Origin of the sequence: Cupriavidus nantongensis (genome assembly GCF_001598055.1) — a bacterium.
Lineage (GTDB): Bacteria > Pseudomonadota > Gammaproteobacteria > Burkholderiales > Burkholderiaceae > Cupriavidus > Cupriavidus nantongensis.
Window position 1 is genome coordinate 2,153,782 of sequence record NZ_CP014844.1, and the last position, 14,475, is coordinate 2,168,256.

Sequence of the window (14,475 nt, forward strand, 5' to 3'; positions counted from 1 at the left end):
GGCGTGTCGGGTTTCAGTTGAAGCGCACGTATTCGAAATCCATCGGCTGGCGGTTGATGCCCACCGCCGGCGGGGCGATCCAGTTGGCATACTTGCCGGGCCCGGTGACGCGGCCCATCAGCGAGGCGACGAAGGCGCGGTCTGCGTCGGTCGCCAGCCAGTCGCGTTCGTGGGCCTGCCATTCGGCGTCCGATATCAGCCTGCCGTCGGGCGAGACATGGACGTTGGCCAGCGTGCCGATCCTGCGGTTGAAGGCCTTGTGCGGCACCGTCAGCCGGAAGGCGATGCCGGCCTTCTCGATGACCTTGTTCCAGCGCGCCACGCCCCCCATGCTGTCCTTGATGTAGTCGTCGCGCAGCACTTCGTTGAGCGCGTTGAGCATCGGCACCTCGCGCTCGCCGAGGCGGCCGTCGCGCACTTCGGGCACGCGGTAGACATCGTTCTTGAGCACATGGTCGTCGGCGCGCTTGCCTTCCTCGAAGCGTCCCTTCAGCCCCGCGCTGTAGAAGGTGGCGGCGTTCGATGACTGGTCGGCGCCGAACAGGTCGATGGTGACGCTGTAGTGGAAGTTCAGGTAGCGCTGGATGGTCGGCAGGTCGATCACGCCGGCGGCGCGCACCTCGGCCGGGTCTTCGATGCCGCGCTCGCGCATGACCTCGCAGGTGCGCTGGATCACGCGCGATACGCCGGATTCACCGACGAACATGTGGTGCGCTTCCTCGGTCAGCATGAAGCGCGTGGTGCGCGCGAGCGGATCGAAGCCGGACTCGGCCAGCGCGCACAGCTGGAACTTGCCGTCGCGGTCGGTGAAGTAGGTGAACATGAAGAACGACAGCCAGTCCGGCGTGCGTTCGTTGAAGGCGCCGAGGATGCGCGGGTTGTCCTGGTCGCCGGAGCGGCGCTCCAGCAGCGCCTCGGCTTCCTCGCGGCCGTCGCGGCCGAAATAGCGGTGCAGCAGGTACACCATCGCCCACAGGTGGCGGCCTTCTTCGACGTTGACCTGGAACAGGTTGCGCAGGTCGTACAGGCTGGGCGCGGTCAGGCCGAGGTGGCGCTGCTGCTCGACCGAGGCGGGCTCGGTGTCGCCCTGGGTCACGATAATGCGGCGCAGGTTGGCGCGGTGCTCGCCCGGCACCTCCTGCCACGCGGCCTCGCCCTTGTGCTCGCCAAAGTGTATGCGGCGCTCGGGATCGGCCGGCTGCAGGAAGATGCCCCAACGGTAGTCTGGCATCCTGACGTGGTCGAAATGCGCCCAGCCGGACGGATCGACCGACACCGCGGTGCGCAGGTACACCTCGAACCCGTGCGAGCCGTCAGGCCCCATGTCGCGCCACCAGTCGAGGAAGGCTGGCTGCCAGTGCTCCAGCGCGCGCTGCAGCGCGCGGTCGTCGGACAGGTTGACGTTGTTGGGGATCTTCTGGCTGTAGTCGATGCTCACGTCCTGGTCTCCTGTGTGTTCTGGCGGGCGCGCTAGACGCGGTCCCAGTCGAAGCGGGCCTTGTTGCCGCTGCCGAAGACCTTCAGCGCGCCGTTCTCGCCGACGGCGTTGGGGCGCTGGAAGATCCAGTTCTGCCAGGCGGTAAGCCGGCCGAAGATGCGGGTCTCCATGGTCTCGGCGCCGCCGAAGCGCAGGTTGGCCTCCATCCCCGTCAGCGCATCCGGCGACAGGCTGGCGCGTTCCTCCAGCGCGATGCGGATCTCGTCTTCCCAGTCGATATCGTCGGGCGCCGCGGTGATCAGGCCGAGCGAATCGGCGCTGAGCGCGTCCAGCGGCGCGCCGATGTGGTCGCGCACCGGGCCCAGCGCGGCCTCGTCGCCGTAGAAGCGCGCGGCCAGCCGGGTCTGGCCGTTGGGCATGGGGTAGTGGCCGAAATTGAGCGGCGAGACGAACACGCGCGGCGCGTCGTCGGGGGCGTCGGGCAGGTGCAGCATGTAGCTGCGGTCGGCGGCCAGCGCCAGTTCCAGCAGCGTGCCGGCAAAGCAGGAATCGGGCTCGATCAGCGCGATCAGGCTGCGCGACGACACATCCAGCCGCGCCAGCGTGCGGCGCAGCATGCCCAGGGTCTCGCGCACGAACCAGTGGCCGGCGTGCGCCTGCAGCAGGGCATCGGCCGCCATCACCGCGGCCGGGTCGCCGTCGGTCTTCAGCACCCAGATGCCGATGTCGAGATGGTTGGTGCGCAGCGTCAGGATGGCGTCGTCGAGTTCGCGCGCCATCTTCAGCGGCCACCATTGCGCGCCGGCGGCGACCACGCCGGCCAGGTCGGCGGGCTGGTGCTTGTCGGGGCCGAACACGGTCAGCGTGGCCTTGCGCGCGGCAGCATCGACATGCACGCGCACGGTCTCGAAGCGATAGCCGTCCGGCTCGACGGTGCGCGACAGCGGCGTCAGCGTGATGCCGTGGTGGCCTTGCGGACGGTCGCTGGTGGCCGCCAGCGCCGCGGCGCGCTCGGCCACGTATTCGGCGAAGCGCGCCGGCTTGACTACCTCGTCGACCAGCTTCCAGTCTTTGGCGCGCTGGCCGCGCACGCCTTCGGTGGTGGTGCAGAAGATGTCGGCGTGGTCGCGGCGCACATGGCGCTTGTCGGTCACGCGCGTGAGGCCGCCGGTGCCGGGCAGCACCCCCAGCAGCGGCACCTCGGGCAGGCTCACCGCCGACGAGCGGTCGTCGACCAGCACGATCTCGTCGCACGCCAGCGCCAGCTCATAGCCGCCGCCGGCGGTGGTGCCGTTGCAGGCGGCGATGAACTTCAGCCCCGAGTGCCTGCTGGCGTCCTCGATGGCATTGCGGGTCTCGTTGGTGAACTTGCAGAAGTTGACCTTCCACGCGTGCGACGACTGCCCCAGCATGAAGATATTGGCGCCCGAGCAGAAGATGCGCTCGCGCGCGCTGGTGAGCACAACGGTGCGCACCTCGGGATGCTCGAAGCGGATGCGCTGCAGCGCGTCGTGCAGTTCGATGTCGACGCCGAGGTCGTAGGAATTGAGCTTGAGCGCATAGCCCGGACGCAGGCCGCCTTCCTCATCGACATCCATCGCCAGCGTGGCGATGGGGCCGTTAAAGCTCAGCTTCCAGTGGCGGTACTGGTCGGGATGGCGCTCGAACGTGACCGGCGCGGCCGCGTCTGCCTGGCCGGAAGGTTGCGGGGCGATTGCCGGCGTGGACATGGCTGTCTCCTGAGTGCACTATCGTGCCTTGCGGCTTTTGATGAAATATAGTGCATGGAAACGAGCGGTGCAACGTCTTTGTCGGTCGGCGCGGGGGGCGGCTCAGGCGCCCGCAGCCTCCAGCCGGGCGCGCAGTTGCTGCAGCGAGGTCGCGGCGTCCTGGCCGCTGGTGTCGATCGACAGGTCGGCGCGGTCATACAGCGGCGCGCGCGCTTCGAGGATGCGGCGCAGGTCGGCCATGGCCTCGCGGTTGCCTTCCATCGGCCGCATGTCGCCCTGGGCCACCACGCGCGCCATGTGCTCTTCGGGCGAGGTGCGCACCCAGATGGTGTAGCACTGCGCCAGCAGCAGGTTGAAGGTGGCCGGCTCCGACACCAGGCTGCCGGGGGTGGCCAGCACCATGCGGTCGTGTTCGCGCAGGGTCCGCTCCAGTGCGCGCATTTCGTAGCGGCGATAGGCGGCCTGGCCGTACAGCGAGTGGATCTCGGACAGGCTGGCGCCGGCTTCCTGCTCGATCACGGTATTCAGTTCGACAAAGGGCACGTCGCGCACCGCTGCGAGCGCGCGCCCGAGCGTCGACTTGCCGGCGCCGCGCAGGCCGATCAGCGCGATGCGGCGGTGGCGCGCATCGCCGGCCTGTTCCGGCGCCAGCGCATGGCGGCAGGCTTCGCGCACGCGCGCGAGGTCGCCGGCGGGCAGCTGCGCCAGCCACTGCACCATCTGCGCGAACTCGGACGCCTGCTGGCCGTTGAGGGTGTCGACCTCGGCCAGCACCACCGGCAAGGGCACATCCAGCGCGCGCGCCACCTGCCGCAGCAGCAGCACCGACGCATTGCCGGTGCCGGTTTCCAGGTTGGCCAGATAGCGTTCGGACACGGCCGCGCCGCGCGCCAGGTCCTTGCGCGACATGCCGCGGGAGGCGCGCAGCGAACGGATGCGCTCGCCCAGCCGGGTCAGGTAGGGGTCGCGTTCGGCGTTGGCGGCGGGCGCGGCAGGGGTGTCGGCCTCGGCGGCGCTGGCGGCGGGCAGCGGTGCGGAATCGCGGCGCATGGTATCGGTCGGGGTTGGTGCGGCCAAAGCAGGCTCGGGCAAAAGCAGGGGCGCATTATACGTTCAGCGGGGTCGCGCCAAGTGGTGCCGGAGGCGGCTGCCAGCGTGAGCCCTGTCCTATAGTGCATTCCCTTGGTTGCATAATAGTTGATGTGAAATAAAATGCATCAACAAGCGGATCCCGGCTGCATTCCGGCCGGTCCCCATAAAACAGCGACTGGCCTGGCGCCGGCGCGCGCCCGCGGGCCATGGCGGGCCGCGGCGTGCGACACCGAGGAGTGCAGACATGACGCCCCCCACCCCTGCCGCGGCCGCGGCCGGCACCGCTGGTGCCATTGCGGCGCTGCCATCACGCTATAACGCCGCCGACGACCTGCTGTCGCGCAATCTCGAGGCCGGCCGCGGCGCCAAGACCGCTTATCGCGACGACAGCACCGCGCTGACCTACGCCGAGCTCGACGACCGGTCGCGCCGCTTCGCCGGCGCGCTGCGCGCCGCCGGCCTGCGCCAGGAAGAGCGCCTGTTGCTGTGCGCGCTCGATACGGTCGACTTTCCGGTGGTGTTCCTCGGCTGCCTGCTGGCGGGCGTGGTGCCGGTGGCGGTCAATACCCTGCTGACCGCCGACGACTACGCATACATGCTCGAACACAGCGGCGCGCGCGCGGTGGTGGTGTCCGAGCCGCTGCTGCCAGTGATGCAGGCCGCGATCGACAAGAGCGGGCTGTCTCCGACCGTGATCCAGGCCGCGCCCCACGCCGGCGCCGCGCCGTCGTGCAGCGTCGGCGCGATGCTGGCGCGCACGCGCACGCGCACTCCGGCGCCGGCTGCCAGCACGGGGCCCGACGACATGGCGTTCTGGCTGTACTCCTCCGGCTCGACCGGCCGGCCCAAGGGCACCGTGCATACCCACGCCAACCTGTTCCACACCGCCGATCTCTATGCGCGGCAAGTGCTGGGCATCCGCGAGGACGACGTGGTGTTCTCCGCGGCCAAGCTGTTCTTTGCCTACGGGCTGGGCAATGCGCTGACCTTCCCGATGTCGGTCGGCGCCACCACCGTGCTGATGGCCGAACGGCCCACGCCCGCGGCCGTGTTCAAACGGCTGTGCGAGCACAAGCCGACCGTGTTCTGCGGCGTGCCGACGCTGTTTGCCGGCATGCTGGCCGCGCCCGAGCTGCCGGCGCGCGCGCAGGTGGCGCTGCGTGTATGCACCTCGGCCGGCGAGGCGCTGCCGCGCGATATCGGCGAACGCTTCCTGGCGCATTTCGGCTGCGACATCCTCGACGGCATCGGCTCCACCGAGATGCTGCATATCTTCCTGTCGAACCGGCCGGGCGCGGTGCGCTACGGCACCACCGGCGTGCCGGTCCCCGGCTACGAAATCAGGCTGCTCGACGAGCAGGGCCAGCCCTGCGCCGCGGGCGAGATCGGCGAGCTCTACATCAAGGGCCCGAGCGCCGCGCTGATGTACTGGTGCAACCGCGACAAGAGCCGCGAGACCTTTGTCGGCGCCTGGACCCGCAGCGGCGACAAGTACCTGTGCGACGCGGACGGCTACTACACCTATGCCGGCCGCAGCGACGACATGCTCAAGGTCGGCGGCATCTATGTCTCGCCGTTCGAGGTCGAGGCCGCGCTGGCACAGCACCCGGCCGTGCTCGAAGCCGCGGTGATCGGCGTGGCCGATGCCGACCAGCTGGTCAAGCCCAAGGCCTTCGTGGTGCTGCGCCCCGGCCAGCAATGGCACGACGGCATGGCGGCGGAACTGCAGGCCTTTATCAAGTCGCGCCTGGCCCCGTACAAATACCCGCGCCAGATCGAATGCGTGCCGGAGCTGCCCAAGACCGCGACCGGCAAGATCCAGCGTTTCCGCCTGCGCCAGCGCGAGCAGGCCGCGCGCGGCTGAACTTCCTTAACCGATGCAATCAGACAAGATGTCCATGCCGAGCAGCCTGGTCGAGATCCCGTTCGACAACCGCCGTATCCAGATCGAATACCAGTGGCTACGCCCGCAGCGCGCGCAGCGCCCGCTGGTGGTGTTCCTGCACGAGGGCCTCGGCTCGGTCAGCATGTGGCGCGACTTTCCGCTGGACTTCTGCGAGGCCGGCGATTACCGCGGGTTGGTGTTTTCGCGCTACGGCTACGGTCGCTCGACGCCACGGCCGCACGACGAGAAGTGGCGCCCCGATTTCATGCACCGGCAGGCGCGCGAGGCGCTGCCCGCGCTGTTCGATGTGCTCGGGATCGGACCCGGCCGCGCGCACGGCACGCCCTGGCTGCTCGGCCACAGCGATGGCGGCTCGATCGCGCTGATCCACGCTGCCAGCTTTCCGCGTGCGGTGGCGGGCATCACCGTGCTGGCGCCGCATATCGTGGTTGAAGACCTGTCGGTGCAAAGCATCGCGGCAACGCGCCAGGCCTACCTCGAAACCGACCTGCGCGAGCGGCTGGCGCGCCACCACGCGGATGTCGATTCCGCGTTCTGGGGCTGGAACGATATCTGGCTCGACCCTGAATTTCGTCACTGGGACCTGCGGCCGCTGCTGTCCGGCATCCAGTGCCCGGTGCTGGCGGTGCAGGGCGAGGACGACGAGTACGGCACCATGGCGCAGATCGAGGGTATCCATCGATATGCCCCCCAGACCACCTTGCTTAAACTCGCGCGATGCGGACATTCGCCCCATCGCGACCAGAAAGATTCGTTGACGATGGCCGCGGTTCGGCATATAAACGCATATACTTCAAACCTAAAATAATTCGGCTTCCCGCCGATTGCGCGGGGGTCCCCGGTGCCGGAGGCGCCGGCGGCCCGTGGCAAGGGCAGGGGTGACCGGCAACGGTCCAGCGAGCCAACCGGCTTGACCACCAGGAGACACCATGCGTCGCTTCCCATCGCGCAGGCTTGCGCCTGCCTGCCTTGCCGTCGCCACCGTCTTTGCCATGGCCGGCGCGTCCGCGCAGACCGCGGCCCCCGCCGCCCCCGCAGCTGGCGCCCCCGCCGGCGGCAAGATCAAGGTCGGCTTCATGCTGCCGTACACCGGCACCTACGCCGCGCTGGGCAACGCCATCGAGAACGGCTTCCGCATGTATGTACAGCAGCAGGGCGGCAAGCTGGGCGGGCGCGAGATCGAGTACTTCAAGGTCGACGACGAATCCGATCCGGCCAAGGCGCCGGAGAATGCCACCAAGCTGGTCAAGCGCGACCAGGTCGACGTGGTGGTCGGCACGGTGCATTCCGGCGTGCAGATGGGCATCGTCAAGGTGGCCAAGGAAAACAACACGCTGCTGATCATTCCCAACGCCGGCGTCGACGAGGCCACCGGGCCGCTGTGCGGGCCCAACATCTTCCGCACCTCGTTCTCGAACTGGCAGCCGGGCTATGCCATGGGCCAGGTGCTGGGCGAGCGCGGCCTGAAGAAGGTGGTGACGCTGACCTGGAAATACGCCGCCGGCGAGCAGTCGGTCAAGGGCTTCAAGGAAGCGTTCGAGGCCAAGGGCGGCAAGGTGGTGAAGGAGCTGAGCCTGCCGTTCCCCAATGTCGAATTCCAGGCGCTGATCACGGAAGTGGCATCGCTCAAGCCCGACGCCGTGTTCGTATTCTTTGCCGGCGGTGGTGCGGTCAAGTTCGTCAAGGACTGGGCCGCGGCCGGGCTGAAGGACAAGATCCCGCTGTACGGCTCGGGCTTCCTGACCGACGGCACGCTCGAGGCGCAGGGCAACGCCGCGCAGGGGCTGGAAACCACGCTGCATTACGCCGATGGCCTGACCAATGCGCGCGACAAGAATTTCCGCCTGGACTACGCCAAGACCTACAAGCTGCAGCCCGACGTGTACGCGGTGCAGGGCTACGATGCCGCGCAGCTGCTGGCGGCCGGCGCCACCGCGGTGAAGGGCGACATGACGCGCAAGGCCGACCTGTACAAGGCCATGGGCGGCGCCAGGATCGACAGCCCGCGCGGCACCTTCACGCTGTCCAAGGCGCACAACCCGGTGCAGGACTTCTACCTGCGCAAGGTCGACGGGCGCGAGAACAAGGTCAGCTCCGTGGCGGTGAAGGCGCTGGCCGATCCGGCGCGTGGGTGCCGGCTGTAGGCGCTTAACACCCGCGTGTTTTCTCCCCTCTCCCGCCTGCGGGAGAGGGGCCGGGGGTGAGGGCAGGCGCATCAAAGGCTGAGCGCGCGGATTGATAGAACCATTGGCCCCGCTTGACGTTTTTCCTAGCCAAACCACCCCTCACCCCGACACTCTCCCCATGCGGGGAGAGGGAGAACACCTTGCTGAGGCAAGTTCGGGCGGCTTGGGTGCACCCAAAACCGTCATCCTGTCGTAGTTTGCAGAAGTGCCCCGCATGGACATCGTCTCCTTCCTCATCCAGTGCCTGAACAGCGTCCAGTACGGCCTGCTGCTGTTCCTGGTCGCCAGCGGCCTGACGCTGATCTTCGGCATCATGGGCGTGATCAACCTGGCGCACGGCAGCTTCTACATGCTGGGCGCCTACCTGGCCTTCACGCTGGCCGGACTGACCGGCAACCTGTTCATCGCCATTCCGCTGGGCATCGTGCTGGCGGTGGCGTTCGGCTATGTGCTGGAGTGGGCCTTCTTCAGCTACCTGTACGAGCGCGACCACCTGCAGCAGGTGCTGATGACCTATGGCCTGATCCTGGTGTTCGAGGAACTGCGCAGCATCCTGGTCGGCGACGACGTGCACGGCGTGCAGGTGCCGGCGCTGCTCGACGGCGCGCTGCCGATCGGCAACGACATGACGTATCCGGTGTACCGCCTGTTCATCTCCGCCGTCTGCCTGGTGGTGGCGCTGGCGATGTACTACGTGATCCGCCGCACGCGGCTGGGCATGATGATCCGCGCCGGCGCGACCAACCGCGAGATGGTGCAGTCGCTCGGCATCAATATCACCGTGCTGTACCGCTTCGTGTTCGCGCTCGGCGTGGCGCTGGCGGTGCTGGCCGGCATGATTGCCGCGCCGGTGTCGTCGGTCTATCCCGGCATGGGCGCGCAGGTGCTGATCGTCTGCTTCGTGGTGGTGGTGATCGGCGGCATCGGCTCGGTCAAGGGCGCGCTGGTGGCGTCGCTGTTGCTGGGCTTTGTCGATACCTTTGGCAAGGTGTTCTGGCAGGAGGCAGCCGGCGTGCTGATCTACCTGCTGATGGCGGTGATCCTGCTGTGGAAGCCGCAGGGGCTGTTCAAGGCGGGATGACATGAATCCGACGACATTGCCGGCGCGCGGGCACGCCGCGCGCAACGCCACGCTGGCCACCGCGCTGGGCTGGGTAGTGGCCTTCGCGGTGCTGGCCGCGCTGCCGCTGCTGCTGACCGCGGACAGCCACAAGTTCTATATCGAGCTGCTCAGCAAGGTGATGATCATGGCGATCTTCGCGCTGTCGCTGCAGCTGCTGATCGGCTACACCGGGCTGGTCAGCCTGGGCCATGCCGCCTACTTCGCCATGGCCGCCTATGCCACCGCCATGCTGGCGCCGCAGAGCGGGCCCGGCAACGGCTGGGTGCTGCTGGCCGGCGCGCTGGCGGCATCGGCCGCACTGGCGCTGGTGGTGGGCGCGCTGGTGCTGCGCACGCGCGGCGTGTATTTCATCATGGTGACGCTGGCGTTTGCGCAGATGGTGTATTTCGTGTTCCACGACACCAAGGTCGCGGGCGGCAGCGATGGCACCTATATCTACTTCCGCCCGGAATTTCCCGTGCCCGGCGAGCACCTGCTGACGGTGAACGACCCGATGCACTTCTACTGGCTGGTGTGGCTCGGGCTGGTGGCGACCGTGGCGGTGCTGATGCTGGTGCTGCGCTCGCGCTTCGGCCACGCGCTGGTCGGCATCCGCCACAACGAGCAGCGCATGCGCGCGGCCGGCTATGCCACGTATCGCTACCAGCTTGGCGCCTTTGTCGCGGGCGGGCTGCTGGCGGGGCTGGCCGGATTCCTCTATGCGATCCAGTTCGGCTTCGTCAATCCGGAGATCGCGTCGTGGCACCAGTCCGGCAACGCCATGCTGATAGTGATCCTGGGCGGCGTCGGCAGCCTGGCCGGCGCGGTGTTGGGCGCGTTCTCGTTCGTGCTGCTGGCCGAGTGGTTCAGTACGCTGACCAAGCACTGGCAGCTGCTGATGGGCGGCTTCATCATTGTCGCGGTGGCGCTGCTGCCGCGCGGGCTGGTGAGCCTGCCGTCGGTGCTGCGGCACGGGCGCCGGCGCCGCCGCAATGGCGATGCCGGCTCCGGCACCGACGAAGCCGCCGCCGAGCCGCGCAGCCATACGGAGGCCGCATGAACGCGCCCGCCACCCCCATCCTCGAGGCGCAGCAGCTGACCCGGCGCTTCGGCGGCCTGACCGCCGTGGCGGGGGTCGACCTGACGCTGGCGCTGCATGAGATCCACGCCGTGATCGGCACCAACGGCGCCGGCAAGTCGACCCTGATCAATATGCTGTCCGGCGAATTGCCGCCTTCCTCGGGCCGGCTGCGCCTGAAGGGCGAGGACGTGACCGGCTGGTCGCAGCCGCGGCTGGCGCGCCATGGAGTGGGGCGCAGCTACCAGCGCAACAACATCTTCCTGCCGCTGACGGTGCGCGAGAACTGCCGACTGGCGGCGCAGTCGCGCGCCCAGCGCGCCTGGCGGCTATGGGAAAGCGCCCAGGGCTGCCGCACCGCCGCGACGCTGGCCGACGAGGCCATGGAGCGCGCCGGGCTGGAGCACCTGGCGGACCGGCGCGCCAGCGATCTCGCGCACGGGCAGAAGCGCCAGCTGGAGGTGGCGATGTGCCTGGCCACGCAGCCGGTCGCGCTGTTGCTGGACGAGCCGCTGGCCGGCATGGGCGCGGAAGAATCGGCACGGATGCTGGCACTGCTGCGCGGCCTGCGCGAAGGCCACGCCATCCTGCTGGTGGAGCACGACATGGACGCGGTGTTCTCGTTCGCCGACCGCATCACCGTGATGGTCAACGGCGCCGTGATCGCCACCGGCAGCCCCGAGGCGATCCGCACCAACCACGAAGTCCAGGTCGCCTACCTGGGCGAGGAAGAGGACGAGGCCGCATGAACCAGCAGAACCCCGCGGCGGCCCCCGCCACGCCGATGATCGAGGCCACCGGCATCAACGCCTGGTATGGCTCCAGCCACGTGCTGCGCGACATCGACTTCACCGTCGGCGCGGGCGAGACGGTCGGGCTGCTCGGGCGCAACGGCATGGGCAAGAGCACGCTGTTGCGCACGCTGCTGGGCCATGTGCGCCAGCGCCAGGGCCGCATCCGCGTGGCCGGCCGCGACGTCTCGCGCGCGCAGCCGTTCGAGGTGGCACGCCTGGGGGTGGCCTACGTGCCGGAAGGGCGCGGCATCTTCCCGAGCCTGTCGGTGCGCGAGAACCTGCTGATGGCGGCGCGCAAGGGCTGCCATGGCCGCAGCGACTGGGACGAGGCGCGCGTGCTCGACCTGTTCCCGCGCCTGAAGGAACGCCTGTCCCATGGCGGCCAGCAGCTGTCGGGCGGCGAGCAGCAGATGCTGTCGATCGGCCGCGCGCTGATGACCAACCCCGATTGCCTGGTGCTGGACGAAGCCACCGAGGGGCTGGCGCCGCGCATCGTGCGCGAGATCTGGGCCGTCATCGCCACCGTGCGGGCCACCGGCATCGCGTCGGTGGTGGTCGACCGCAATTTCCGTTCGGTGCTGGCGCACGCCGACCGTGCCGTGGTGCTGGAAAAGGGCCGGGTGGTGCTGTCCGGTCCCGCCTCGGACCTGGCCGGCAAGCCGGAAGCGCTGGACCGTTACCTCGGCGTTTGATCTCGTTGAAGTGTCCGATAAGGCACTATTGTTGCCCTGCCGCAACGGCACTTGCAGGCGCAAGGTGTCGCTGTTTTGCTCCCGCGGGGCTTGACCATCCGCCACTTCCCTCCCATTCTTGCGAAGTCACGAAAGCGGCATCCCTTTTTGCCGCAGTGGTCGATAGTCGACAGTTCAACTAGAATTGCGCGCGTTTGTGCAATGCAATAAGAACCGCAACCAGCACCGGCCCCGCGCGCAGCAAGCTGTTGCGCCGGATCGGACCGGCCCGCGGCAGAGCCAACAAACCTGCCGGCGCTCCGGTCGAGCAGACCCAACTTCATGACCCAATCCACAACCAGCCACTATTTTGTCGAGAGCCCCAGCACGCGCGCGCTGGTGCTCGGCGCGGTAGGCGTCGTCTTCGGCGACATCGGCACCAGCCCGCTCTACGCTCTCAAGGAATGCTTCAGCAAGGAGCACGGCATCGCCTTCAGCACGGACGCCGTGCTGGGCGTGATCTCCATGCTGTTCTGGGCCATGATCATCGTGGTCTCGATCAAGTACGTGGTGTTCGTGATGCGGGCCGACAACGACGGCGAGGGTGGCGTGCTGGCGCTGATGGCGCTGGTGCTGCGCACCGTGGCGCCGCGCTCAGGCAAGGCCAAAGTGCTGATGATGCTGGGCATCTTCGGCGCCTGCATGTTCTACGGCGATGCGGTGATCACGCCGGCGATCTCGGTGCTGTCGGCGGTGGAGGGGCTGGAGATCGCCGCGCCGCAGCTGTCGCAATTCGTGATACCGATCACGCTGGTGATCCTGGCGGCGCTGTTTCTGATCCAGCGCCACGGCACCGCGGCGGTGGGCAAGCTGTTCGGCCCCGTGATGACGGCGTGGTTCCTGGCGCTGGGCGCACTGGGCGTCTACAACCTGGTGCAGGCGCCTGAAATCCTGAAGGCGGTCAACCCCTACTACGGCATCACCTTCCTGGTCGAGCACGCGCTGCAGGCCTTCATCGTGCTGGGCTCGGTGTTCCTGGTGCTGACCGGGGCCGAGGCCCTGTACGTCGACATGGGCCACTTCGGCGCGCGCCCGATCCGCATCGGCTGGTTCATCCTGGTGATGCCGTGCCTGATGCTGAACTACTTCGGCCAGGGCGCGATGCTGCTGAACAACCCGGGCGGCGCCGAGAACCCGTTCTACCTGATGGTGCCGGAGCTGTTGCTGATCCCGATGGTGCTGCTGGCTACCTGCGCCACCGTGATCGCCTCGCAGGCGGTGATCTCGGGCGCGTACTCGCTGACCAGCCAGGCGATCCAGCTGGGCTTCCTGCCGCGCATGCGGGTGCGCTATACCTCGGCGGCGGAGATCGGCCAGATCTACCTGCCGGTGGTCAACTGGATGCTGCTGGCGCTGGTGTTCGGCGTGGTGATCTCGTTCAAGAAGTCCGAGAACCTGGCGGCCGCCTATGGCATCGCGGTGACCACCACCATGGTCATCACCACCATCCTGGCGACGGTGTGCATGCGCAACGTCTGGAAATGGAACCCGGCGCTGGTCGCGGTGCTGGGCGCGGCCTTCCTGGTGGTCGACCTGTCGTTCTTCGCGGCCAACCTGCTCAAGGTCGCCGAGGGCGGCTGGTTCCCGCTGCTGCTGGGCAGCAGCGCGTTCTTCCTGCTGATGACGTGGTACAGCGGGCGCAAGCTGCTGCGCGCGCGCAGCCTGGAAGACGGCATTCCGCTCGAGCCCTTCATCGCCGGCCTGCTGGCGCACCCGCCGCACCGGGTCGAGGGCACCGCGGTGTTCCTGACCGGCAACACCGACTCGGTGCCGGTGTCGCTGCTGCACAACCTGAAGCACAACCGCGTGCTGCACGAGCGCGTGGTGTTCCTGAACTTCATCACGCGCGACGTGCCGTACGTCGACGACGACCAGCGCCTGAGCTGCAAGGACCTGGGCGGCGGCGTGTTCATCCTCAAGTCCGAATACGGCTTCAAGGAAACGCCGGACGTGCAGAAGGTGCTGGACCTGGCCGATCGCAAGCTGGACATGCATTTCGAGCTGATGGAGACCTCGTTCTTCATCGCCCGCGAATCGGTGATCCCGTCCAAGCTGCCGGGCATGCCGATGTGGCGCGAAAGCCTGTTCGCGTGGATGCACCAGAACGGCGCCAAGCCGTCGGACTTCTTCCAGATCCCGGCCAACCGGGTCGTCGAACTGGGCACCAAGGTCGAGATCTGAGCGAGCGCGGGCGGTGCCCGCCGCCCGCTCCGCCAGCCCCCGGTCGGCGCCGCCAGGCGCCCCGGGGGCTTTTCTTTTGGTGGCGCTTGGGTCGCGCGTTGGCCGCAACACCCTGCGGCGGGGCACAGGTCCCGGAAAACGGCCATGCGGCAGCCCGAACCGGGACCGTGGCCTCATGCGGCCAGCCGGTCCGCATCCGACAATGCGTCCCTCAGCTTGTCTCAGCCCCGCGCCTTG

11 protein-coding genes are annotated in these 14,475 nt (G+C 68.2%); 8 read left to right on the top strand and 3 right to left on the bottom strand.

Going from position 1 to position 14,475, the window contains the following annotated elements:
* Positions 1-13: 13 nt before the first annotated feature.
* The 3 genes from boxB to A2G96_RS10135 all read right to left on the bottom strand — a co-directional run bounded on the left by boxB (position 14) and on the right by A2G96_RS10135 (position 4,218).
* Positions 14-1,438, bottom strand: a complete 1,425-nt coding sequence (boxB, locus tag A2G96_RS10125; protein WP_062798916.1) for a benzoyl-CoA 2,3-epoxidase subunit BoxB — start codon at positions 1,436-1,438, stop codon at positions 14-16.
* Between the two features lie 32 nt (positions 1,439-1,470).
* Positions 1,471-3,168 carry a 2,3-epoxybenzoyl-CoA dihydrolase gene (gene boxC / locus A2G96_RS10130; RefSeq protein WP_062798918.1) on the bottom strand — a complete coding sequence of 566 codons (1,698 nt, stop codon included), beginning with the start codon at positions 3,166-3,168 and terminating at the stop codon, positions 1,471-1,473.
* Positions 3,169-3,270: 102 nt separating this feature from the next.
* Positions 3,271-4,218 (bottom strand): helix-turn-helix transcriptional regulator, encoded by a 948-nt coding sequence (locus tag A2G96_RS10135; protein ID WP_062798920.1) that lies wholly within the window; start codon positions 4,216-4,218, stop codon positions 3,271-3,273.
* A 286-nt stretch (positions 4,219-4,504) separates the two neighbouring features.
* Between A2G96_RS10135 and A2G96_RS10140 the strand changes: the two genes are divergently transcribed.
* From A2G96_RS10140 to A2G96_RS10175, 8 genes are all read left to right on the top strand, one after another.
* Complete coding sequence (locus tag A2G96_RS10140) at positions 4,505-6,124, top strand: benzoate-CoA ligase family protein (RefSeq protein WP_062798922.1); 1,620 nt, start codon at positions 4,505-4,507, stop codon at positions 6,122-6,124.
* Positions 6,125-6,158: 34 nt separating this feature from the next.
* Positions 6,159-6,974, top strand: a complete 816-nt coding sequence (locus tag A2G96_RS10145; RefSeq protein ID WP_174549314.1) for an alpha/beta fold hydrolase — start codon at positions 6,159-6,161, stop codon at positions 6,972-6,974.
* A gap of 121 nt (positions 6,975-7,095) precedes the next feature.
* On the top strand, positions 7,096-8,310 hold the full coding sequence (locus A2G96_RS10150) for an ABC transporter substrate-binding protein (RefSeq protein ID WP_062798927.1): 1,215 nt from the start codon (positions 7,096-7,098) through the stop codon (positions 8,308-8,310).
* A gap of 256 nt (positions 8,311-8,566) precedes the next feature.
* Entirely contained in the window at positions 8,567-9,433 is an 867-nt protein-coding gene (locus tag A2G96_RS10155) for a branched-chain amino acid ABC transporter permease (RefSeq protein WP_012352611.1), read from the top strand.
* A 1-nt stretch (position 9,434) separates the two neighbouring features.
* A complete protein-coding gene (locus tag A2G96_RS10160) occupies positions 9,435-10,514 on the top strand; it encodes a branched-chain amino acid ABC transporter permease (RefSeq protein ID WP_062798929.1) in 1,080 nt (359 codons plus the stop codon).
* On the top strand, positions 10,511-11,281 hold the full coding sequence (locus tag A2G96_RS10165) for an ABC transporter ATP-binding protein (protein WP_062798931.1): 771 nt from the start codon (positions 10,511-10,513) through the stop codon (positions 11,279-11,281). The genes A2G96_RS10160 and A2G96_RS10165 overlap by 4 nt, the downstream gene beginning before the upstream one ends.
* The gene (locus A2G96_RS10170) at positions 11,278-12,018 is read left to right on the top strand and encodes an ABC transporter ATP-binding protein (RefSeq protein WP_062798939.1); all 741 of its coding nucleotides are present in this window, start codon (positions 11,278-11,280) and stop codon (positions 12,016-12,018) included. The genes A2G96_RS10165 and A2G96_RS10170 overlap by 4 nt, the downstream gene beginning before the upstream one ends.
* 321 nt (positions 12,019-12,339) lie before the next feature.
* Complete coding sequence (locus A2G96_RS10175) at positions 12,340-14,238, top strand: potassium transporter Kup (RefSeq protein ID WP_062798941.1); 1,899 nt, start codon at positions 12,340-12,342, stop codon at positions 14,236-14,238.
* Positions 14,239-14,475: the final 237 nt, after the last annotated feature.